Genomic DNA, 21,311 nt, shown 5'->3' on the forward strand with positions numbered 1-21,311 from the left:
GCAAAACTGCAAAACTGCAAAACTGCAAAACTGCAAAACTGCAAAACTGCAAAACTGCAAAACTGCAAAACTGCAAAACTGCAAAACTGCAAAACTGCAAAACTATTATTCGAGTAATTTTCTGTTTTTTTCTTCAATTTCCCTTTGTGGTACAGGCCGCCACGGTGGATATCACAGCAGAATTTGCGGCAGACATCAGCAAGCCGCAAAATAATCAATTTACCAATACCACTCCCGTTTCAGGATATTGCGTCAGATACAATTGCGCGAGTAATGAGAAAAGTTTTGCTGTTTCTGGCGTTTGGGCAGAAAAATATCTGGATTATTTATCCCCCGATCTGAATAAACATCATCCATCATTTACATTTGATAGTACTGCGCGAACAGTAACCTTAACCGATACGAAAACTGGCAACAGCATAAGTGCAGTTTTCCGGTTCGCGATGTTTGGTGCGACAATTAATCGTCTGGATGCCAATAACGGTATATTGAGTGATGCATTGAGTGGCTTAGGAACGGCCCCTTTGGGAGGGTGTGATGGAAATAGCACTGCAATGGATGAAAACTGGTACCGCTTGGGTTGGAGAATGCTACAAAGCACGAAGTTGACCTGTTACAGGAAAATGAATAATACAGGATTTCAGGGTAAGGTTAATATTGACCAGGTCAGTATAGGATATCTGTTAACTATCACTCCGAAACCGTTAAATATTTTAGCGGGAACATACGAAGGTGACCTTATTTATACGATTGGAGATAATGGTGACCTTGATTTCCATGCCGATGCGACTTTTGATAATGAAATTAGAATCCACTTAAAAGCGACCGTTGAACATGCATTTTTTATTAAATTCGCACCGGGCAGCGAAAATGTCCTGCTGGGCGCACAGGGAGGCTGGGAGCCGTGGATGAATGGCGGTCATATACCCCAGTCATTGAGTAAAGAGGTGCCTTTTATTGTCTCTTCATCCTCGAAATTTACCGTCAAGATGCAGTGCGGTATTGATGGCGGTAACCAGAATTGTGGTATAGAGAATACGCAAACCAACGAGAAAGTACCTGTGGAAGTGAGGCTGACACTCCCTGGATTTAAAAGCAATGGCACCGATGTCAATAACCTGCGGCTTACTTCGGCTGCCAATGGGGCAGTTATTGATCCGCCGGGTGCTTTTATTACATATCGTCGTTCGCACGTTGATTTTCGCGTGCTCAGGCCTGCGGTGGAAACGATGGTAAAAGCGCCAGGCTCAACGTGGAAGGGGTCGGTAACACTGGTTTTTGATGCCCAGACGCAGTAAACCCGCCAAAAAAGAAATCCCCGCGCATTGTCGCCAACGAGCGGGGGATTTCACCTTTACCGGGGTGGTTTCAGGAATGCTTAGCGGGCAACGACAAAACGTTTGTCATCGTCCATAAAGGCTTTTTCGCCCGCCGGAGCCACGATGGAACCAAAGTTCATATGGCCGCGCAGTTTCCAGTTCGCCGGAATATTCCAGCTGCTCTGCACGTCAGCATCAACGAGCGGGTTGTAGTGCTGAAGGTTAGCACCAATACCTTTTTCCGCCAGCGCCAGCCAGACGGCGTATTGGGCGATACCGGTACTGTGTTCTGACCAGACAGGGAAGTTATCGGCGTAGGCAGCGAACTGCTCCTGCAACCCTTTCACCACGTCCTGATCTTCAAAGAACAGCACCGAACCCGCAGCGGCGGCAAAACCATCCAGTTTGTCGGATGTCGCTTTGAAACTCTCTTCCGGAACAATTTTTCTCAACTGCTCGCGGGTCAGTTCCCAGAACTTCGCATGCTCTTTACCTAACAGAATCAACGCACGAGAACTCTGAGAGTTAAACGCAGAAGGTGCCTGGCGAATGGCTTCTTTAATGGTCTCGATAACAACCTCTTCTGCAACCGGCAGATCTTTACCAAGGGCATAAATGGTTCTGCGCTGTTTCGCTAAAGCAAGAAAATTGTCTGACATAACGGCTCCTGAAGTTGATGGTAATTCCGTGGTGTCGCTATTTGCGGCCTGCGGGAACAAAGCGCTAAAAAGTTTCTGCAACGGGTTCATGGCTCGCCTTATCCTGTTTGTTATTCCGGCTGGGTAATTTATTTCGTCAGTTCAGCAGTCATATACACGCCGTTGTCAGCACGTGCGCTGGTGATTTTGTAAGACGCATTGGCTTTTTCCGCCTGTGCAGCAATTTTGGCTTCAGCGGCGGAGAGCGTCGATGCACTGGCGCTGATGCTCTGGGCAAAAGAACCGAAAGAGAGGGCGGACAGTGCGGCAACTGCAACGAAAGTTTTGATGAATTTCATGGTCGTATTCCTGCATCATTTTGTTTGGGAGGGCTGTGTTGCCCTGATGTGATAAATCATATGCCTGATGAATACGAAGAAAAAGCTGAACTATTTGCGGATAACGTTCAAATAATTAGAACAACTATGGAATTAATTCTGCGCTAAAAGCGTAGCGATACCCTGCCGCAGACAGGGCAGGGAGAGGGAGCAAACATACTCAGACGGCGAACCAGCGCCGCCAGATAAAACGCAGTACGAAAAACTCAATGCAGCCAAGCAGTAAAAACCACAGGCAGTAGAGCAGAGTATAAAGCTGGTTCAAATCCAGCAGATGAAAGCGCTGCATCAGACTTTGCGCCAGTTGCAGGCCCAGTGATGGCGCGGGCAGCAGCAGGACAGAGATAAAAGCCATCAACAGGATTCCTGCCAGCGTAACCAGCGATTCGAGCGGGTGTTTCATAAGCGTTAATCATCGGTGAAAAAAAGCATTGTCGGGGAAAGCACGCCGCAGCGCAACGTTCCCCGTATGACGGATCACGCCACCACGAAGCGATCGACCAGCGTCGTCATGGTTTGTGATTGTTGATCCAGCATCTGGCTGGCGCTGGCGGCGCTGGCCACCAGCCCGGCGTTTTGCTGGGTCACCTGCTCCAGTTGGTTCAGCGCTTCATGCACCTGCGAGACGCCGAGTGACTGCTCGCCTGCCGCATGGGCGATATCGCTGACAAACGCCAGCATCTGGCCGGTATTGGCTTTCGCCGACTGCAACGCCCGGTCGGATGCCTGCACCAGCGTCACGCCCTGCTCGATCTGCTCCATGTTCCTGCTTATTAATTCGCGGATCTGCCGGGCATCGCTGGCGCAGCGCTGCGACAGATTACGCACCTCGGAGGCTACCACCGCAAAGCCCTTGCCCAGTTCCCCGGCGCGGGCGGCTTCTACCGCCGCATTCAGCGCCAGCAGGTTGGTCTGGAAAGAGATCTCGTCGATGGAACTGACAATGCTGGAGATCTGCTCGCTGGAACCGCGAATGGCGAGCATACTGCTGCTGGCTTCTGCCGCCACGCGACTCGCTTCCTGCACCTGCTGCTCCATCTCTTCGGTCAGCCTTTTCGCTTCAATGGCATTATCTGCCGTCAGATTCACCGCCGTGGCAATCTGCTCCATACTGGCGGCCGTTTCAACCAGCGATGCGGCCTGCTCATCGGTACGCGAAGCCAGATCCTGATTGCCATCGGCAATGTCTGCGCTGGCGCTGCGCAGCACGGCAGCGCCCTGTTTTATCTCGCTGACAATATGCTGAATGTTCTCAATGGCCTGGTTATAAGCGCGATTAAGCAGCGACAGCTCATCGCTACCGGGCACGTCGAGGCGCTGAGTCAGATCGCCATCCATCCCTTCGATGGTTGCCAGAGAGTGATGCAACTGACGGTGAATGCTGCTGGCGACCAGCAGGGCGAAGAACAGCGCCACCACCAGTGCCGCGACGCTAACCAGCGCAAAGATAATTACCCCGCGCCAGGCGCTGTCCGCCAGCGACTGCGCCGTGGCGAGTAGCGTATCGGAGGCTGAATCCTCCACCGTTTTGAGTGCATTAATCCGCGCCGTCTGAGCGGTGAACCAGTCTGCGGGAGCCACGCCAAAACTGCCGCTTGCCGCATGGTCAATCGCCTGCTGGCGCATTTCAAGGGCGTGCGTCGCCTGCGGTGCCTGCAACTGTGCGGCCAGTTTTTCATTCACTGCTGGCGTATTGAAGGCCTGCGCCGCCGCGAACCACGATAGTTGCTTGCCTACCGTTTCATTCAACTGGCGAAACTGGCCGTCGGTAAAGCGATCGGCGGAGAAGACGTTCGACATCAGCGCGCGCTCGATGCCGGTCTGCTCTTTGGCATTCAGGATGCTGTAATAGGCCGCCAGTTGGTTGACGATCGCCCCGTTATCGGTCAACTGGCTGATCCCACCAACGACATTCAGCAGGTCGTTAATCATTGCGCTGTACCACGCCAGGGATTCGGTACCGGTTACGCTCTGCCCGCGAATTTGCTGACGAAACGCGTCGATTCCCTGCTGATGCTGCTGAAATTGTTCCAGCGCGTGACGAATATCGTTATTCGCTTGCTGGAGAGGAAATTGTTTAAGCGCTTCAGTTAATTGCGTAATGGCTTTCGAAGAGTGTGGATATTGAACGTTTAATTCAGCGGAGAATTGTTGGCCTTTGCTGCCTAAATATCCGGCGCTCAATCCACGTTCTTTTTGCAATTCATGAATAACGCTTCCGGCATATTTTGCCAGCAATGTTAAGTTCATAATGGTGCGCATTTGCTGGCCTGTTTCAAGACGACTCAGGATGCCGTTAGACGCTAACCCTATGAGTGCAAACAATAAAGGAAAAAGTGCCAGCAATAATTTCAATTTCATTGATAAACGATAAATCCATCTCATACCGATGCCTCAGGTTGGCTTTAACTTATATGGCTTATCGGGGATAAAGAGGCATTCTTTATTTTTAACACGAGGCTTGTTGATATTTATCAATTCCGACAGGGGGTTCTACCACTTTATGATTACTATTTTGTAAGTAACACTGAAAATATATTTTAGCGCAGCAAAGCATTAAGCTGCGCTAAAATTATCGATTGAGTAAATTCTGATTATCCTGCCGCCCAAATTTCGGCATGTTTCTGCACCAGGCCAATTAATGAGCCGCCATCCGCTACAAAATCGCGCATCAGTTGCGCCTCATTCTTGCCGCGTTTGACTCGCGCTGCCAGTTCATCCAGTGCGCTACCGGCATGGAGCCTGTCGGCCCACGGCGCGATTTTTTCCAGCAGACGCGTGAGATCCTCGGCAATGGTGTGCTGCTCGCCGCTGTGAACGTCAGTAATAATCCCGTCCAGGCCGTAACGACACGCCTGGAAACGGTTGAACTTATACAGCAGGTAATCCTGCGGCTGGTGCTTAAAGGGGCGCTCGGCCAGCAGCCAGTGCGACACTGCCTGAATAAGTCCGGCAATATTAATGGCGTGGGAAAGCGTCAGTGGCGTGTCCATCACCCGCACTTCAACCGTGCCAAAATTGGGGCTGGGGCGAATATCCCAGTGCAGATCTTTAATGCTCTCAATCATTGAGGTGTAGCTTAAGCGGCGAAACAGACCGGTAAACTCCTGCCAGTTTGCCACCCACGGCATCGGGCCATTATCCGGAAAGGCGGAGAAAAGATTGAGGCGCGACGAGGCGTAGCGGGTGTCGGAGCCCTGGCTGTAGGGAGAAGCGGCGCTGAGCGCAATAAAGTGCGGGACAAAGCGGGAAAGGCCATGCAGCAAATAGATGGCGTCGTCGCCATTCGCGCAGCCGACGTGCACATGCTGGCCAAACACTGTTGCCTGCTGCATCAGATAACCGAACATCTCCACCGTGCGGGCATAGCGCTCATCCTCACACACCAACTGGCGCTGCCATTTCTGGAACGGATGCGTGCCGCCGCCGCAAATCTGTACGTGGTGAGCGGCCGCGGTTTGCAAAATTATCTGCTGCATGGCGGAAAACTGGTGAGCCGCCTGATGGATGTCGCGGCAGACGCCGGTGGCGATCTCCAGCATACTTTCGGTGATATCGTGCTTCACTTCGCCACCAGTCACCTGGCTTTTCATCGCGTCTATCAGCCGGGATGAGTCCTGGCTTAAATCGTAGCCCGGCGGGTTAACCACCTGTAATTCCACTTCAATACCGAGGGTCAGCGGATCCGAAACATGAAAATCGGCTAGTGGCATAGTCATCCCTTATGAAATGAGTTTCCATTATTATGGAAGTGAATGACTGATCCTTCCTCTTTTGCCGCCACGCACGTTATCCGCACTACAGTGATTACTTATGATTTATGCATGATCATGAAAAGATTTAATAAATAGTCGCACAGGAAAATAATATCGCTATGAAACCACCATTCTCCCGATTTAATGGTGCATTTTTGCAACATTTTTCCCGAAATGGGTGCGCTTACTGCCGCGAACTATATAAAGCTGTTATCCGTAACACCGCATAATGCCCTGAGTAATAACCGTTTCTGATATTTTCTGCGTCTGAATGCGATAAATTCTTGTTTATTCGGCTGGTATGTATCTTGCCTATTAAATGTCTCATTTATTTAACAGGGACACTGTGATGCTTAATCAATCTTTTTGGCGTAAACACCGTATTGCGGCCGCGATTGGCGCACTGGCGCTGGCAGGGGGATTACAGGCGCAGGCCTCAACATTGCGTATCGCCATGACCGCAGCGGATATCCCGTTAACGCTGGGCCAGCCTGACCAGGGTTTTGAAGGCAATCGCTTTACCGGTATTCCGTTATATGACTCGCTGGTGGAGTGGGATCTGTCGCAAGGCGAAAAACCGAGCGGGCTGGTGCCAGGGCTGGCAACCGAATGGCATGTTGATCCGCAAAACCAGAGCCGCTGGATCTTCACGCTGCGCCCTGGCGTGAAGTTTCACGACGGCACGGAAGTGAATGCCGACGCCATTGTCTGGAACGTGGGTAAAGTGCTGGATAAAGCCGCGCCGCAATATGCGCCGGGGCAAATCGGCAACACGTTGTCGCGTATGCCGACGCTGACCGGCGCTGAAAAAATTGACGATCACACGGTCGCGCTCACCACCTCAGAGCCGGATGCACTGCTGCCGTACAACATCACTAACCTGTTTATTGTCTCGCCGACGGCGTGGCAGAAAATTTATGACGCGGTTCCGGCTTCGACAGGCGATACCGCCGCACGCAGCAAACAAGCGTGGACCACCTTTGCCTCGCAGGCCGTCGGCAGCGGGCCATTCAAGCTGGAAAAACTGGTGCCGCGCCAGCAGTTAATCCTCGATAAGAACCCAGATTACTGGAATAAAGACCGCATTCCGCGCGTCGATAAAGTGGTGCTGATCCCGCTACCGGAAGCTAACGCCCGCACCGCCGCGCTGCTGTCGAAACAGGTGGACTGGATTGAAGCGCCAGCACCGGATGCGGTCGATCAGATCAAAGCGCAGGGTTTTAAAATCTACTCCAACACCCAGCCGCACCTCTGGCCGTGGCAGTTCTCATTCCTGGAAGGTTCGCCGTGGCGCGACATTCGTGTGCGCAAAGCCGCCAACCTCTGCCTCAACCGTTCCGAGCTGAAAAGCTATCTCGGCGGTTATATGTCCGAAGCGACCGGAGTGTATGAAGAGGGCAACCCGTGGCGCGGCAAACCGACATTCCAGATCAAATACGATCCCGATACCGCGCGTAAGTTGATGACCGAAGCAGGCTACAGCGAAAGCAAACCGCTGCACGTTACCGTGGCGACGTCCGCCTCGGGTTCCGGCCAGATGCAGCCGCTGCCGATGAATGAATACATCCAGCAGAGCCTGAAAAGCTGCTACTTCAACGTCGATATCAAGGTCAACGAGTGGAACACGCTGTTCACCAACTGGCGTTTAGGAGCGAAAGATCCGTCCGCACAGGGGGTTAACGCCATCAACGTCAGCGCTGCGGTGACCGACCCGTACTTCGGCATGATCCGCTTCTCTACCGCAAAAGCCTTCCCGCCTACCGCCACCAACTGGGGTTACTTCACCTCGCCGGAAACCGAAAAACTGGCGGCCGCCGTCAAACACGCTTTCACCCCGGCCGAGATGGATAAAGCCGCCGGTGAGCTGCATGCCGCGCTGGTGGATCAGGTGCCGTTCCTGTTTGTGGCGCACGACGTTGGCCCGCGCGCCATCTCCCCGGCCGTGACCGGCGTGGTGCAACCGCAGAGCTGGTTTATTGATTTAAGTCTGGTGAGCAAGAAAGAGTAACCGAGGAGGGGCCATGATCAGCACACTTTTTTACCGCGTTTTGCTGGCTATTCCGACCATGTTAGGGGTAGCGGTAATCTGTTTTCTGCTGGTGCAAATCGCGCCGGGCGATCCGCTGGTATCGGTGATGCCGCCGGATGCGTCCGAAGCGATGCGCCAGACGCTGATGCAGGCCTACGGTTTTGACAAACCGCTGCCGGTGCAGTTTGTGCACTGGCTGTGGCGGGCGCTGCATGGCGATCTGGGTATGTCGATCGCTACCGGTCGTCCGGTAATGAGTGAGGTGATGACTGCCGTCACGTACTCATTGCGCCTTGCGCTGCTGGCAACGCTGATTGGCTTTGTGCTCGGTAGCCTGTTTGGTTTTGTCGCGGGCTACTTTCGCAACAGCATTATCGATCGCGTGGCCTCGCTGCTATCGGTCTTCGGCGTCAGCGTGCCGCACTACTGGCTCGGCATGCTGCTGGTGATTGTTTTCTGCGTCAAGTTTGCGCTACTGCCCGCGACCGGCGGCGGGCCGATTGGCGAAACCGGCTGGCAGTGGGACTGGGCGCATCTGCAATTTATGCTGCTGCCCGCCGTCACGCTGTCGGTGATCCCCACCGGCATTATCGCCCGTACCGTGCGTTCGCAGGTGGCGGATATCCTGAGCCAGGAGTTCATCGTCGGGCTGCGCGCACGCGGCCTCAATGAATCACGCATCTTTCTGCATGTGGTGAAAAACGCCGCGCCGACCGCGCTGGCGGTCATGGGCTTGCAGGTTGGCTACCTGATGGGCGGCTCGATTCTGGTCGAAACGGTCTTTTCATGGCCCGGCACCGGGTTGCTGCTCAATACCGCCATCTTTCAGCGCGACCTGCCGCTCTTGCAGGGGACGATATGGGTGCTGGCGCTGTTCTTCGTGCTGCTCAATCTGCTGGTGGATGTGCTGCAAACCTCTCTCGATCCGCGCATTAAGAGGAGCTAACGATGGTGGATAGCGTAACGCCAAAAATCAACGTTGCCGCCGCGCCGGTTGCGGCGACGCAGGGCTACTGGCGCGGTGTGGGCGCGCGGTTATTGCGCGATCCAACGGGCATGGTAGTCGGAAGCATTATTCTGCTGTTGCTGCTGATGGCACTGTTCGGGCCGTGGCTGATCCTCAAAGATCCTTACCAGACCTCAATGTTTCTGCGCCTGAAACCGATCGGCACCGAGGGATTCCCGCTCGGTTCCGATGAACTGGGGCGCGACATGCTCTCACGCCTGATCCTGGGGACACGCCTGTCGTTGTTTATGGGGATTGTGCCGGTGGTATTCGCCTTTTTTATCGGCGGCGCCATCGGGATTATCGCCGGTTATGCCGGCGGGAAAACCAACACCCTGATCATGCGCACCATAGATATTTTCTACGCCTTTCCATCGGTGTTGCTGGCGATTGCGCTCTCCGGCGCGATGGGCGCTGGCATTGGCAATGCGCTGCTTTCGCTGACGCTGGTGTTTGTGCCGCAAGTGGCGCGTATCGCCGAAAGCGTTACCGCGCAGGTGCGACATATGGATTATATCGATGCTGCCCGCGCCACCGGTGCCAGTGCGTTCACCATTATTCGTGTGCAGGTGCTGGGCAATGTGCTGGGGCCGATTTTCGTCTTCTCTACCGGCCTGATTTCCGTCTGCATGATCCTCGCCTCCGGCTTGTCGTTTCTCGGCCTTGGCGTGCGTCCGCCGGAACCGGAATGGGGATTGATGCTCAACACGCTGCGCACCGCCATTTATACCCAGCCGTGGGTGGCGGCGCTGCCGGGGATGATGATTTTTATCACCTCCATCTCGTTTAACGTTCTGGCGGATCGTCTGCGCGCCGCCATGGCGATCAAGGAGTAACAGCATGCAACCTTTTATCAATGTCGATATTGGCGGCCCGGCGCAGCCGCTGCTGCGGGTGAACAATCTGCTGAAGCATTTTCACCTCGGCGTGCGTAAAGGCCATGACGTGGTGCAGGCGGTGGATAACGTCAGCTTCGAAGTGCACAAAGGGGAAACTCTCGGCGTGGTGGGGGAGTCCGGCTGCGGGAAATCAACCACCGCCCGGTTACTGATGCAACTGCTGACGCAGGACAGCGGCGAACTGGTGTTTGATGGCGAGGCTGTTGGTTCGTCGCGCTTGCCGCTGAAAGCCTATCGTCGCCAGGTGCAGATGGTGTTTCAGGACAGTTACGCCTCGCTGAACCCGCGTATGACCATGGAAGAGAGCATCGCCTTTGGCCAGCAGGTACATGGCATCAGCCGCAAAGAGGCCAATGAATATGCCCGCTATCTGCTGGCGCACGTCGGGCTGGAGCCTGCGCGGTTTGCGCATCGCTATCCGCACGCTTTATCCGGCGGTCAGCGCCAGCGCGTCAATATTGCCCGCGCGCTGGCAATGAAACCCCGGCTGGTGATCCTCGACGAAGCGGTTTCCGCGCTGGATAAATCCGTGGAAGCGCAGGTGCTGCAACTGTTGCAGGAGTTAAAACGCACCCTCGATCTTACCTATGTGTTTATCAGCCACGATCTGCACGTGGTGCGTTGGTTGTCGGATCGCATTCTGGTGATGTACCTCGGCGAAGTGGTGGAAATTGGCCCATCGGAAGCGCTGTTTACCGCTTCCGCACACCCTTATACCCGCGCGTTACTCAGCTCGATGCCGTCGATGGACCCGCATAACCGCACCGAGGTTTCACCGCTTTCCGGCGATCCGCCAAGCCCCATTTCACCGCCTGCGGGCTGCCGTTTTCACACCCGCTGCCCGCACGCCAAAGCGGTCTGTTCGCAGGTGAAACCGCAACTGGCGCTGGTCGGCGAGGCGCATCAAAGTGCCTGCCTGATGGCGCAGCCGGATTCGCCCTGGCACCGGGATATTCCGCTACAGGAGGTGAGTGATGTCGCATGAAGCGTTCGTCCATATTCGCGATCTTCGCGTCGAGTTTCGCCGTGACGGGCAGACCGTCAATGCGGTCAACGGTGTTTCGTTTGATGTCCGCAAAGGCGAAGTGATGGCGCTGATTGGCGAATCCGGCTCCGGTAAAAGCGTCACCCTGCGGGCCTTGATGCGCCTGCATCCGCCGCAGAGCAGCCGGCTTAGCGGCACGATGAATGTCGGCGGTGCAGCGGTGCTGGCGATGAACAGCCGCCAGTTGCGCCACTATCGCGGGAAAATCTGCGCGATGATTTTCCAGGAGCCGCTGCTGGCGTTTGACCCGGTTTACACCATCGGCCAACAAATTGTGGAAGGTTTGCAGCGTCACGAAGGGCTGTCGCGCAATGATGCGAAAGCGCGGGCGCTGGAGGCGTTGCGCCAGGTGCGTATTCCCAGCCCGGAGCGTCGTCTTGAGGCCTATCCGCACGAGATGTCTGGCGGCATGCGCCAGAGGGCGATGATTGCGCTGGCGCTCTCCTGCAACCCGGAACTGCTGCTGGCCGATGAACCGACCACCGCGCTGGATGCCACCGTGCAAATCCAGATCCTGATCCTATTGCGCGAGCAGCAAAAACTGCGCGATTTGTCGATTATCTTCGTCACTCACGACATTGGTGCGGCGGTGGAGATCGCCGATCGGGTGGCAGTGATGTACGCCGGGCGCATCGTGGAGGAAGCGCCGATTGCCGATATCCTCGCGCAGCCGCGCCATCCCTACACCCGCGTACTGCTCGGCAGCCGCCCGAAAGAGGGGCTGAAAAAGGGCGATGTGCTGCACTGCATTCCCGGTTCGCCGCCGGATCTGGCCGCTCTGCCGCCGGGGTGCGCCTTTGCCGCTCGTTGTCCTCACGCGCAGTCTGCCTGTCACCAGCAACAACCCGTTACGGAACAGGTCGCTGAACGCCATGTGGTCAGTTGCCACCGCTGGCGCGAACTGACAACCGACATCACACCACAGCAGGCATTCGCCTGAAACCGGGGAGGTAACATGCAGGACCCACGGGCTTTTATGCCTTATCCCTTCATCGCAGTGCCACAGGCGGAAAGCGGCCCGCTGAGCGGCCTGACGTTTGCCGCAAAAGATCTGTTTGATGTCGCAGGCTATCCCACCGGCGGCGGCAACCCGCACGTGCTTGCCGCCTCGGGCATCAAGACCACCACTGCGCCCGCCGTGCAAATGCTGCTGGACGGCGGGGCGCGGTTTGTTGGCAAAACCCACACCAGCGAACTGGCCTATTCGATGAGCGGCCATAACATCCATTACGGTACGCCACGCAATGGCGCGGCACCGCTGCGCATTCCTGGCGGCTCGTCGTCCGGCTCGGCCTCGGCGGTCTCCAATGGTCTGTGTGATATTGCGCTCGGTACCGACACTGGCGGTTCGGTACGCACGCCTGCCAGCTATTGCGGCCTGTTTGGTCTGCGCCCAACCCACGGGCGCATTTCGCTGGCAGGCTGCCAGCCGCTGTGTGCCACCATGGACACCTGTGGGTTCTTCGCCCGCACGCCGCAGGCCTTTAGCGCAGCGGCCAGTTGCCTGCTCGGTGACGACACCTTCACGCCTGCGCAGATCGAACTGGCCTGCCATGAAGCGCTGTTTGCCGCGCTCCCGCCGCATAGCCAGCAGGCGCTGTTGCCGGTACGGGAAAAACTCGCGCAGCACTTTGGTGAGATCGCCTTGCTGGATGCGCCGCTGCCGGAGCGCGAAGCCGTTTACACCGCGTTTCGCCAGATTCAGGGCTATGAAGCCTGGCAATCACAGGGACACAACATTGAAAGACTGGGCATGCAACTGGGGCCGGATGTGGCGGAGCGCTTTGCGTACGGCAAAGCGGTCACGGAGGCGGAATTCGCTGCGGCGTGCCAGCTTCGCGAAGCCTTTACGGCCTGGTGGCAGACGCAACTGGGCGATCGCATTCTGTTGCTGCCAACCGTGCCGGATGCGGCACCATTATTAACGGCCGCGCCAGAAGAGATCGAAGCCACGCGGCGCATCTCGCACGACCTGTTGCTGATCGCGGTGTTGACCCGTCGCCCGCAGGTCAATATTCCGGTGACGACGATTGACGGCGCGCCGCTGGGGATTTCACTCATCGGCCCGTGCGGCAGCGATGCGCTGCTGGTGTCGATGGCCACCACCTTTATGCAGGAGAAATAAGATGACAAGCGAAGTTTTGCACAGCCACGCGCTGACGCTGAGCGACTGCCGGGTTAACGGCGAGCGGTTATGGGATTCTCTGATGGAACTGGCGAAAATCGGCGCGACGCCAAAAGGTGGTTGCTGTCGCCTGACGTTAACCGATCTCGACCGGCAGGGGCGCGATTTGGTGATTGGCTGGGGCAAAGCCGCCGGGCTGAGTATCACCATCGATAAAATCGGCAACGTGTTTATGCGCCGCGAAGGGCGCAACCCGAACCTGCCGCCGATTGTGGCGGGCAGCCATATCGACACGCAACCGACCGGCGGAAAATTCGACGGTAACTTTGGCGTGCTGGCGGCGCTGGAAGTAGTGCGCACGCTCAATGATTTGCAGATTGAAACCGAACATCCGCTGGAAGTGGTGTTCTGGACCAATGAAGAAGGCTCGCGTTTTGTGCCAGTGATGATGGGTTCTGGTGTTTTTGCTGGCGTTTTCCCGCTGGAGAAAATCTACGCCGCCACCGATGCCGAAGGCAAAACCGTGCGGCAAGAGCTGGAGAAGATTGGCTACATTGGCGAGCAGACACCGGGTAATCATCCGCTGGCAGCCTACTTTGAAGCGCATATTGAACAGGGGCCGATTCTGGAAGAAGAGGACAAAGTGATCGGTGTGGTGCAGGGCGTACTGGGCATCCGCTGGTATGACTGCACCGTCACGGGGATGGAATCCCACGCCGGGCCAACGCCGATGCACCTGCGGCAGGATGCGTTGCAGGTGGCGACGCGCATTATGCAGGAAGTGGTGGCGATTGCCGGGCGCAGCGAGCAGGGGCGCGGTACGGTAGGTATGGTGCAGGTGCACCCGAACAGCCGCAACGTGGTGCCAGGCGAAGTGAAATTCTCCGTGGATATGCGCAACATCAGCGATGCCGCTGTCGATGAGATGGACGCGCAACTGCGCGCTTTTACCGCCAACGTGGCTCAGGAAACGGGGCTGGGCGTCACGCTGGAGCAGGTCAGCCATTATCCGGCCGCGCCGTTTGACGCGCAGTGCCAGCAGGCGATTGGCCGCGCGGCGCAGCAGCTTGGTTATCCGTCACGCCCGATTGTCTCTGGCGCTGGTCACGATGCGGTTTATATGAGTTACCTTGCGCCGACCGGAATGATCTTTATTCCCTGCAAAGACGGCATCAGCCATAACGAAATTGAGTATGCCTCGCCGGAACATGTTACTGCCGGAGCGAATGTGCTGCTGCAGGTGATGATGGAGTACGCGAAAGCACAGTGAGAAAACCGCCCTCATTGGGGCGGTTTAGCAGAACTGCTCAAGCTGCCCGCGCAGGACTTCCACACCGGGGGCAATGGCCTGCGGGTTAATGGCGTGAAAGCCCATGCGGAAGAAGTTATCCGGCGGCGCGGCATTGAGAAAATGGCGCGCGCCAGGTTCAATCAGTACGCCCGCATGCGCGGCCCGCCAGGTCAGTTGCTGTGTGCTGATATGCTCCGGCGTGCGCAGCCAGAACGCGTTGGCATGCTCGCTGCCGTCCATCATCTGGCACTCCGGTAAAAAGGTGCGCAGTGCATTGTACAAGCTGTCCCAGCGGCGAGCGGAATCCTCGTGGTAGCGGCGCAAATGGGTTTCGTAGTGCCCCTGAGAGAGGAAATGCGCCATCTGATACTGAATATTGGTCGGCGGATGGCGATACACCAGACGGCGCAGCGCGCGCGCCTCATCAATAATCTCCGGCGCAGCAACCATAAATCCAAGGCGCAGCCCCGGCGACAGCGCTTTCGACAGGCTGCTGACGTAGATTACCCGTCCGCTGCGATCGCTGGCTTTCAGCGCGGGCAGCGGGTTCTGCATAAAGTTACTTTCCGAGTCGTAATCATCTTCAATCACCACCGCATCGTGGCGGGTGGCGTATTCCAGCAACTGCGTGCGCCGCGCTTTGCTCATCGTCACCCCGGTCGGTACCTGATGGCCCGGCGTCACGTAGTAGTAGTCGCAGGGCGTTTCATCGAGCACCAGCCCTTCGCTGTCTACCGGGTGCGGCACAATCTGCGTATCGCTTAATAAAAAGGTGTTGATGGCTTCGCGAAAACTGGGGTTTTCCACCGCCACGCGGGTTTCCTCAGACATCAGCAGGCGCGTCAGCAGGTAGAGCGCATTTTGCGAGCCAAGGGTAATCAGAATCTCATCCGGCGCGGCGACAATGCCGCGTTTGGGCAGCACGCGTGTGCGGATCTGCTCAACCAGCATCGGCACATCCTGGTCGATATGGTCAATCACCCAGGCCGGATCGCGCACGCCGCCATGCAGCCAGTTCGCCGCCGCGCGCCAGGTGGCGAGGGGAAACTGCTGGGTATCGGGCTGGCCGTAGATAAACGGGTAGCGGTAGTGCATCCAGCCGGCGGGTTTGAGAATCGACTCCTGCTGGCTGGGGGTAATTTTCAGGCGATTGCCCCATCGTGGTGCATCGCCCTCGCATTCGGGTGCAGCCGCGACACTCTGCCCACTCGCCGGGCCAGCGGAGTAATAATCCGGATGCAGGTAGTAACCACTGCGCGGGCGGCTAACCAGGTAGCCCTCGTTGACCAGGCTTTCAAACACCAGCGCCGTGGTATTGCGCGAGACGCCAAGCTGGCTGGCGAGCTGTCGGCAGGAAGGGAGAGGGGTATCAGCCGGGAAAATACCGCTCAGAATGGCATTGACCAGCGATTCGCGAACTTGCTCCTGAAGTCCACGCCGGGCATCAAAATTTACGTTCAGTAGATGGCGAATCATGCTGCACTCCTCTCGATATATCTTCTACAGGAGTTGAGCAAGTTTCATACCAGATTCCGGCAAACTGACACATCCATTTGCAAAAACTGGCTCTATTCAGAAGCGACTTTGCCTCCCTATTGTAAAAACGCAGTCACAAAACGTCGGGCGAGTTCCTGTTTCGGCATATATCTTGCAAAGCTTCCGGCACCCCTGGAATGTACCGGTCTGGCAAATTAAATAAGGGTGGAGAGATGAAAAAAGTATTCGGCAAATATTGTCTTGCAGCCATGATCTCTTTGGCATTTTCATTACACGCAGTGGCAGCGGATTTACCTGAAATTGAAAAATCCGGCACGATGAAAGTCGCGACCGAAGATGATTATGCGCCGTTTAACTTTATGAATAACGGCCAGACGGATGGTTTTAACAAGGACATGCTTGAAGAGCTGCGTAAATACGCAAAATTCAATATCAACCAAAGTATTCTGCCGTGGACCGGATTACTCGCAGCGGTCTCCACCGGGCAATATGATATGGCTCTCACTGGCGCGGTAATTACCGACGAACGCCTCAATGTATTTAATTTCACTCCGCCGTGGGCCTCCGCGCAGCACTATTTTGTGAAACGCGCAGATGACAAAACGTTAAATACCATTGCCGATCTCAGCGGTAAAAAAGTGGGCGTTCAGGCGGGCAGCGCACTGCTGGCGCGTTTGCCGGAACTGAAAGCGATGCTGGAAAAAGTAGGCGGTAAACTTGGCCCGGTCGTTGAGTATCAATCCTACCCGGAAGCCTATGCTGACCTGGCGAACAAACGTGTCGATTACGTGATCAACGTGGTGATTTCGGTGAACGACCTGGTGAAAGCGAAGCCGAAAGTGTTCGCCAAAGGGCTGGCGGTTTCTGGCCCTGGCTATATGGCCTGGCCAATCCCGAAAAACTCGCCGGAACTGCTGAAGTTCATGACCGGGTTTATGAATCATATGACCGAAACCGGCAAGCTGACTGAGTTGCAGAAAAAATGGTTCGGTGAGACCTACGAGTTGCCGAAAGAACCGATCACCAGCGCCGATCAGTTCCACAAGTTAGCCGGTCTGTAAGTGTAACGCGGCGGGGCACCGCCGCACGTTTTAACAGGAGGGAACATGGACTTAATCTCGTGGCAGTTATTGATTGAAGGCGCATGGACGACCCTCTGGATCTCTTGCGTGGCGATTGCTTTCGGCGTGGTGATTGGCCTGGTGATCGCCTTTATCCGCATGATGAAGATCCCGGTTATTGATCAGTTATTGGTGGTCTACATCAGCCTGGCTCGCGCGACGCCGCTGGTGACGCTGGTGCTGTTTCTGTTTTTATCGCTGCCGACGCTCGGCATTAATCTCGATAAAACGCCCGCTGCTATTCTGGCGCTGACGTTGAATACCTCGGCATTTAACGCTGAAATCTGGCGCAACGCATTTCGTAATTTCCCGCGTGAGCAGCGGGAAGCGGCAGAATCCGTCGGTATGCGCCGCTGGACCTATTTCCGGCAAATCATGCTGCCGCAGATGTGGATTGAAAGCCTGCCTGCGCTGGTCAACGAGATGTCGTTCCTGATTAAAGGTAGCCCGGCAATTGCGATCATCGGTGTGGTGGATTTAACCCGCGTAACCAACCGCATTTCCTCGGTGACCTATGAACCGCTGTCGCCGATCCTGGCCGCCGGGTTGTTGTACGTCATTATTATCGGTCTGCTGCTGAAGTTGCAGGGCGCGGCCGAACGTAAAGCGAAGCGCCTGGCGCGATAAGAGGCGGAGGAGATATGAATCAGTGGGGAATTATTTGGGCGGCGCGTGAGAGTTTTTTTAACGGGCTGCTGGCAACGCTGGAACTGTTTATTATCGCTGCCGTTGTCGGGTTGTTTATTGGTATTACGCTGTGCTATGTCATGGAGTATCAGCATCGCGTTATTAATCGTCTGATTATCGCTTTTGTCAGCCTGATGCGCGCCGTGCCATTTTTAATTCTGGCGTATCTGCTATATTACGGCTTGCCGCAAGTTGGTATCAGTATGGAAGCCTGGACCGCCGGTCTGCTGGCGCTGGTGATTTATCACGGGGCTTATTTCTTCGAAATATTACGCAGCCAGCGGCGGATATTTTCCGCCGGGTATATTGAGGCCGCGCAGTCGCAGGGTTTTTCGCGCTATAAAACCTTTCGCCGTATTATTCTGCCAAATATCTTTTCGTCGTCGCTGCCGTTAATGGGTAACCAGCTTATTATTTGCCTGAAAGATACCGCGTTTCTGTGCATTATTACCGTGCAGGAGATTACCGCCGCCGCGAATAGCGTGCAGTCAACTTACTTTATTCCGTTTAACGCCTTTATTGTCGCCATTGCGCTCTACTGGGGGATCAGCATTTTGCTGGAGTTGTTGATTAAGCGGTTAAGTCATTATGGAGCTAAAAGAGGAATGAGCCATGCCTGAAGCAAGCGCGGTTAGCATCAAAAACCTGTCCAAACAGTTTGATAACGTTGAAGTGCTGCGGGATATCAACCTGACGGTGGAGAAGGGCACGGTGGTGAGCATTCTGGGTTCGTCCGGCTCCGGTAAATCGACACTGCTGCGCTGCATGAACTGGCTGGAGCAGCCGGATCGCGGTGAAGTGCGTATCAGCGGCCAGCGCATAGGGGTGGATGAGAAGACGGGCAAAGCGATGTCGCACAAAGATCTCTCCCATATCCGCGAGCGGGTTGGGATGGTGTTCCAGAGTTTTAACCTGTGGCCGCATTTGACGGTGCAGCAAAACGTCACCGAAGCGCTGGTGCATGTGAAAGGGATGAAGCGCGACGCGGCAAACGAGATTGCCCGCCGCCAGCTGGAAAAAGTGGGCATGAGCCACAAGGCCGATGTCTACCCGATTACCCTTTCCGGCGGGCAAAAACAGCGTGTGGCGATCGCCCGTTCGCTGGCGATGTCGCCGGAAGTGATCCTTTTCGATGAACCGACCTCGGCGCTGGATCCGGAGCTGGTGAATGAAGTGCTGGGGGTGATGAAAGATCTCGCGGCAGAAGGTTATACGATGGTGGTGGTGACCCACGAGATGGATTTCGCCCGTCAGGTGTCGGATGAAGTGGTGTTTCTGGAAAAAGGGCTGCTAATCGAGAAAGCACCGCCGGAGAAGTTTTTTACCAATCCGGATTCGGACAGGGTGAGGAAGTTTTTGCAGTCGAGCCGGTGAAGTTGGTGGGCTCTGCGGAATAGTTCCGTTCACCAGACTGTACCTTAATGAAAGAACGAAAAGCACGGGCCAGTTATATCGCCGGACGGCATTCCTGTCGCGATACAGAGTTTTTATAAGCCACAATATTACAGCGGCGGGGTTGGTCCCCGCTGAAATCGGCGAAACGAGACAGGACGTCGAGTCGAGCCGAGCCGACCGCAGGCAGATGTGCGGGAGGTGAGCACGGTGCGAAGCTCCGATTTCCCGCGGGGCCGCAGGGATTGAAAAGGGGAGCGCGGCAAGCTCCCCTTTTCCTGTTCACGTATGTTGATGTTCAGCTGGTTACCGAACGTCTGGTGAACGGAACTATTCCTCAGAACCAGGCAACCCTCAATGCTGAATATTTTCCCGTGAAAAATTGACCTTTACCGGTGCGGGAAAAAAAGCCTCATGCAGCGCGACCTGGTTTCGCCCACGTTTTTTCGCGTTATACAGCGCGCCGTCGGCTTCGCTGTACAGCGTTTCGAAGCTGCTCTCTTTCACGCCGAGACTGACGCCGAAACTGGCGGTGACCAGCTGCTGCGGCAACACGTCCAGCGGCGAAGCATTCAGCGAGGCGTGAATATAGCTGGCGGTAATCATCGCCTCTTCCACCCTGGCGTTCGGCAGCACAATGGTAAATTCCTCGCCGCCGACGCGGCCGATAGCGGCGCTCTCCGGCACGGCGCGGCGTACGCGCGACACCAGCGCGCAAATCACCCGATCGCCGGTCGGATGACCATATTCGTCGTTAATACGTTTGAAATGATCAATATCCAGCAGGATCAGCGCCACATCGCCTTTCAGCAGGCCACTGTTGATCTGGTTGATGATCGCGCTGCGGTTAAACACATCGGTCAGCGGATCGTGCGTTGCTTCGTACTCCAGGCGCGCGGCAAGTTGCTGGAGCTGCTCGTTCATTCGCGTCAGTTCGCGCTCGGCGCGGTCGCTGCGGGAGATCAGACGATACGATTCACGGATCAGACGCTGGTAATGTCTGGAAACGGCCCACAGTTTTTCGCGGCAGACCTCCGCCGGAAGTTGCGCATCGGCAGCCGCCAGCCGGGCTTCTTCGAGTACGGAATATTCCTCCCTGAAGAGCTCATTAATATCTAGCATGCGGTGATGTCCGGGATAAGAAACACAGCCAGTGACGGGAAGTCGATGCGCAGCTCCTGACCAAACTCTTCGGAGATGTCATCTTCCGGGTCGTAGTACCAGTACAGCTCGCACGGCGCGCCGCTTTTCGCGTGATTATTCAGGATCTCAAACAGTGTAAACAACAGCTTGGTGCTTGAACTGTTGAAATAGCTAAGCGCGACATGTAATTGCAGCGGCGCGCTGGTCTGTTGCCCGCTTTGCAGCCAGCCCTCCAGCGCATCCAGCAGCGGGCGGAAGAACGCGGCGGCATTCTCCGGGTAGGCTTCGCCTTTCAGCAGCAGCTTTTGCGCGGCAAAATCAAATTTCACCTCCGGCGTGGCGGCGGTGGCGGACAATTCAATAGCAGGCGTCAATGTCATATCAGTCATGGCAAAACGTTGCCTTTAAGTGAAAGGCGGAAAGGGAGCTTGCCGCCAGTGGATGAATGCGATACTCCAGCGGAACGCTGGTATCGCGCGCCATGGTCAACAAACCGATATTGGCCCCTTTGCTGGTTGCCGGCGCTTCGCTTCTCAGCCCCTGCTTCCAGGCGTCGCGGATTTCTGCCTGCGACATGCCACGCAACACTTCAAGGTTCGTTTGCAGCAGGGTGGAAGCTTCCGGCCCCACCAGGTTTGCCGTTTCCAGGTAGTAATGGGTCTGATCCATATGAAAACAGACCGAACCAAAGCGCAGCTCGTGTTCAACGGCCGATAAAAACCGATCGTCGGCGGAGTAGCGCACAATGTTTTGCCCCATCTCGATAAATGCCGAGAAGAGTTTGCGGCGCGTCACGGCGGAGGATTCATGTTTATCCAGCCAGGCGCGGATCACTTCGCCCAGCGAAACAATATGTTGCTGGGAAAAATAGCCGGTATAAAAAAGCTCAACGGCGTTTTGCCGTTGCAGCGTAAAAAGGGGTAACAGAACGGCGTCTTTGACCTGCAGGTCGTTTATTTGCATGCT

Annotated in this window: 21 protein-coding genes; 12 read left to right on the forward strand and 9 right to left on the reverse strand. The window is 55.7% G+C overall.

Annotated features, from left to right (window positions below):
- The coding region (locus CWM66_RS25125; RefSeq protein ID WP_233218426.1) for a hypothetical protein at positions 1 to 1,298 on the forward strand (1,298 nt) is incomplete at its 5' end.
- 80 nt (positions 1,299 to 1,378) lie between these two features.
- Here the strand turns inward: CWM66_RS25125 and CWM66_RS25130 are convergent.
- The 5 genes from CWM66_RS25130 to CWM66_RS25150 all read right to left on the reverse strand — a co-directional run bounded on the left by CWM66_RS25130 (position 1,379) and on the right by CWM66_RS25150 (position 6,068).
- Positions 1,379 to 1,978, reverse strand: a complete 600-nt coding sequence (locus CWM66_RS25130) for a nitroreductase family protein (RefSeq protein ID WP_071921151.1) — start codon at positions 1,976 to 1,978, stop codon at positions 1,379 to 1,381.
- 128 nt (positions 1,979 to 2,106) lie between these two features.
- Entirely contained in the window at positions 2,107 to 2,316 is a 210-nt protein-coding gene (locus CWM66_RS25135; RefSeq protein WP_007370927.1) for a DUF1471 domain-containing protein, read from the reverse strand.
- A gap of 199 nt (positions 2,317 to 2,515) precedes the next feature.
- Positions 2,516 to 2,758 carry a DUF1158 domain-containing protein gene (locus tag CWM66_RS25140; RefSeq protein ID WP_007370928.1) on the reverse strand — a complete coding sequence of 81 codons (243 nt, stop codon included), beginning with the start codon at positions 2,756 to 2,758 and terminating at the stop codon, positions 2,516 to 2,518.
- A gap of 74 nt (positions 2,759 to 2,832) precedes the next feature.
- Positions 2,833 to 4,740, reverse strand: a complete 1,908-nt coding sequence (locus CWM66_RS25145) for a methyl-accepting chemotaxis protein (RefSeq protein ID WP_199200064.1) — start codon at positions 4,738 to 4,740, stop codon at positions 2,833 to 2,835.
- Between the two features lie 209 nt (positions 4,741 to 4,949).
- Entirely contained in the window at positions 4,950 to 6,068 is a 1,119-nt protein-coding gene (locus CWM66_RS25150) for a YbdK family carboxylate-amine ligase (protein WP_007370930.1), read from the reverse strand.
- Positions 6,069 to 6,459: 391 nt separating this feature from the next.
- Here CWM66_RS25150 and CWM66_RS25155 point away from each other — a divergent pair, with 391 nt between their 5' ends.
- From CWM66_RS25155 to CWM66_RS25185, 7 genes are read left to right on the forward strand one after another with little or no spacing between them, the layout of a single operon-like run.
- On the forward strand, positions 6,460 to 8,118 hold the full coding sequence (locus CWM66_RS25155) for an ABC transporter substrate-binding protein (protein WP_071921149.1): 1,659 nt from the start codon (positions 6,460 to 6,462) through the stop codon (positions 8,116 to 8,118).
- Positions 8,119 to 8,131: 13 nt separating this feature from the next.
- Positions 8,132 to 9,085, forward strand: a complete 954-nt coding sequence (locus CWM66_RS25160) for an ABC transporter permease (RefSeq protein WP_007370932.1) — start codon at positions 8,132 to 8,134, stop codon at positions 9,083 to 9,085.
- 2 nt (positions 9,086 to 9,087) lie between these two features.
- Entirely contained in the window at positions 9,088 to 9,981 is an 894-nt protein-coding gene (locus CWM66_RS25165) for an ABC transporter permease (RefSeq protein ID WP_071921148.1), read from the forward strand.
- A gap of 4 nt (positions 9,982 to 9,985) precedes the next feature.
- On the forward strand, positions 9,986 to 11,029 hold the full coding sequence (locus CWM66_RS25170) for an ABC transporter ATP-binding protein (RefSeq protein WP_007370934.1): 1,044 nt from the start codon (positions 9,986 to 9,988) through the stop codon (positions 11,027 to 11,029).
- Positions 11,019 to 12,029, forward strand: coding sequence for an ABC transporter ATP-binding protein (locus tag CWM66_RS25175; protein ID WP_107147535.1), 1,011 nt, complete (start codon positions 11,019 to 11,021; stop codon positions 12,027 to 12,029). The genes CWM66_RS25170 and CWM66_RS25175 overlap by 11 nt, the downstream gene beginning before the upstream one ends.
- A 15-nt stretch (positions 12,030 to 12,044) precedes the next feature.
- Positions 12,045 to 13,214, forward strand: coding sequence for an amidase (locus CWM66_RS25180; RefSeq protein ID WP_107147537.1), 1,170 nt, complete (start codon positions 12,045 to 12,047; stop codon positions 13,212 to 13,214).
- 1 nt (position 13,215) lies between these two features.
- Positions 13,216 to 14,484, forward strand: a complete 1,269-nt coding sequence (locus tag CWM66_RS25185) for a Zn-dependent hydrolase (protein WP_090396365.1) — start codon at positions 13,216 to 13,218, stop codon at positions 14,482 to 14,484.
- 24 nt (positions 14,485 to 14,508) lie between these two features.
- Here CWM66_RS25185 and CWM66_RS25190 read toward each other — a convergent pair whose 3' ends face one another.
- Positions 14,509 to 15,981 (reverse strand): PLP-dependent aminotransferase family protein, encoded by a 1,473-nt coding sequence (locus CWM66_RS25190; RefSeq protein WP_107147539.1) that lies wholly within the window; start codon positions 15,979 to 15,981, stop codon positions 14,509 to 14,511.
- Between the two features lie 233 nt (positions 15,982 to 16,214).
- Here CWM66_RS25190 and CWM66_RS25195 point away from each other — a divergent pair, with 233 nt between their 5' ends.
- From CWM66_RS25195 to CWM66_RS25210, 4 genes are read left to right on the forward strand one after another with little or no spacing between them, the layout of a single operon-like run.
- Positions 16,215 to 17,063: a transporter substrate-binding domain-containing protein gene (locus CWM66_RS25195; RefSeq protein WP_007370939.1), complete on the forward strand. Its 849-nt coding sequence runs from the start codon at positions 16,215 to 16,217 to the stop codon at positions 17,061 to 17,063.
- A 45-nt stretch (positions 17,064 to 17,108) separates the two neighbouring features.
- Positions 17,109 to 17,750, forward strand: coding sequence for an amino acid ABC transporter permease (locus CWM66_RS25200; RefSeq protein WP_007370940.1), 642 nt, complete (start codon positions 17,109 to 17,111; stop codon positions 17,748 to 17,750).
- A gap of 14 nt (positions 17,751 to 17,764) precedes the next feature.
- Entirely contained in the window at positions 17,765 to 18,430 is a 666-nt protein-coding gene (locus CWM66_RS25205) for an amino acid ABC transporter permease (RefSeq protein WP_007370941.1), read from the forward strand.
- Positions 18,423 to 19,184 carry an amino acid ABC transporter ATP-binding protein gene (locus CWM66_RS25210; protein WP_007370942.1) on the forward strand — a complete coding sequence of 254 codons (762 nt, stop codon included), beginning with the start codon at positions 18,423 to 18,425 and terminating at the stop codon, positions 19,182 to 19,184. The genes CWM66_RS25205 and CWM66_RS25210 overlap by 8 nt, the downstream gene beginning before the upstream one ends.
- Positions 19,185 to 19,556: 372 nt before the next feature.
- Here the strand turns inward: CWM66_RS25210 and CWM66_RS25215 are convergent, their stop codons facing one another.
- The 3 genes from CWM66_RS25215 to CWM66_RS25225 are packed head-to-tail and all read right to left on the reverse strand — an operon-like array spanning position 19,557 to position 21,308.
- Positions 19,557 to 20,324 carry a GGDEF domain-containing protein gene (locus tag CWM66_RS25215; RefSeq protein ID WP_007370943.1) on the reverse strand — a complete coding sequence of 256 codons (768 nt, stop codon included), beginning with the start codon at positions 20,322 to 20,324 and terminating at the stop codon, positions 19,557 to 19,559.
- Positions 20,318 to 20,734 (reverse strand): DUF1987 domain-containing protein, encoded by a 417-nt coding sequence (locus CWM66_RS25220; protein ID WP_007370944.1) that lies wholly within the window; start codon positions 20,732 to 20,734, stop codon positions 20,318 to 20,320. The genes CWM66_RS25215 and CWM66_RS25220 overlap by 7 nt, the downstream gene beginning before the upstream one ends.
- Complete coding sequence (locus tag CWM66_RS25225; RefSeq protein WP_369878944.1) at positions 20,727 to 21,308, reverse strand: SiaB family protein kinase; 582 nt, start codon at positions 21,306 to 21,308, stop codon at positions 20,727 to 20,729. Before CWM66_RS25225 ends, CWM66_RS25220 begins: the two co-directional genes overlap by 8 nt.
- Between the last annotated feature and the right edge of the window lie 3 nt (positions 21,309 to 21,311).

The organism is Kosakonia sp. H7A, assembly GCF_003028445.1.
Classification (GTDB): Bacteria; Pseudomonadota; Gammaproteobacteria; order Enterobacterales; family Enterobacteriaceae; genus Kosakonia; species Kosakonia radicincitans.

Excerpts from the sequence above, each read along its gene's own strand:
- CWM66_RS25130 (WP_071921151.1), bottom strand. The coding sequence starts at position 1,978 with ATGTCAGACAATTTTCTTGCTTTAGCGAAACAGCGCAGAACCATTTAT.
- CWM66_RS25135 (WP_007370927.1), bottom strand. The coding sequence starts at position 2,316 with ATGAAATTCATCAAAACTTTCGTTGCAGTTGCCGCACTGTCCGCCCTC.
- CWM66_RS25140 (WP_007370928.1), bottom strand. The coding sequence starts at position 2,758 with ATGAAACACCCGCTCGAATCGCTGGTTACGCTGGCAGGAATCCTGTTG.
- CWM66_RS25145 (WP_199200064.1), bottom strand. The coding sequence starts at position 4,740 with ATGAGATGGATTTATCGTTTATCAATGAAATTGAAATTATTGCTGGCA.
- CWM66_RS25150 (WP_007370930.1), bottom strand. The coding sequence starts at position 6,068 with ATGCCACTAGCCGATTTTCATGTTTCGGATCCGCTGACCCTCGGTATT.
- CWM66_RS25155 (WP_071921149.1), top strand. The coding sequence starts at position 6,460 with ATGCTTAATCAATCTTTTTGGCGTAAACACCGTATTGCGGCCGCGATT.
- CWM66_RS25160 (WP_007370932.1), top strand. The coding sequence starts at position 8,132 with ATGATCAGCACACTTTTTTACCGCGTTTTGCTGGCTATTCCGACCATG.
- CWM66_RS25165 (WP_071921148.1), top strand. The coding sequence starts at position 9,088 with ATGGTGGATAGCGTAACGCCAAAAATCAACGTTGCCGCCGCGCCGGTT.
- CWM66_RS25170 (WP_007370934.1), top strand. The coding sequence starts at position 9,986 with ATGCAACCTTTTATCAATGTCGATATTGGCGGCCCGGCGCAGCCGCTG.
- CWM66_RS25175 (WP_107147535.1), top strand. The coding sequence starts at position 11,019 with ATGTCGCATGAAGCGTTCGTCCATATTCGCGATCTTCGCGTCGAGTTT.
- CWM66_RS25180 (WP_107147537.1), top strand. The coding sequence starts at position 12,045 with ATGCAGGACCCACGGGCTTTTATGCCTTATCCCTTCATCGCAGTGCCA.
- CWM66_RS25185 (WP_090396365.1), top strand. The coding sequence starts at position 13,216 with ATGACAAGCGAAGTTTTGCACAGCCACGCGCTGACGCTGAGCGACTGC.
- CWM66_RS25190 (WP_107147539.1), bottom strand. The coding sequence starts at position 15,981 with ATGATTCGCCATCTACTGAACGTAAATTTTGATGCCCGGCGTGGACTT.
- CWM66_RS25195 (WP_007370939.1), top strand. The coding sequence starts at position 16,215 with ATGAAAAAAGTATTCGGCAAATATTGTCTTGCAGCCATGATCTCTTTG.
- CWM66_RS25200 (WP_007370940.1), top strand. The coding sequence starts at position 17,109 with ATGGACTTAATCTCGTGGCAGTTATTGATTGAAGGCGCATGGACGACC.
- CWM66_RS25205 (WP_007370941.1), top strand. The coding sequence starts at position 17,765 with ATGAATCAGTGGGGAATTATTTGGGCGGCGCGTGAGAGTTTTTTTAAC.
- CWM66_RS25210 (WP_007370942.1), top strand. The coding sequence starts at position 18,423 with ATGCCTGAAGCAAGCGCGGTTAGCATCAAAAACCTGTCCAAACAGTTT.
- CWM66_RS25215 (WP_007370943.1), bottom strand. The coding sequence starts at position 20,324 with ATGCTAGATATTAATGAGCTCTTCAGGGAGGAATATTCCGTACTCGAA.
- CWM66_RS25220 (WP_007370944.1), bottom strand. The coding sequence starts at position 20,734 with ATGACTGATATGACATTGACGCCTGCTATTGAATTGTCCGCCACCGCC.
- CWM66_RS25225 (WP_369878944.1), bottom strand. The coding sequence starts at position 21,308 with ATGCAAATAAACGACCTGCAGGTCAAAGACGCCGTTCTGTTACCCCTT.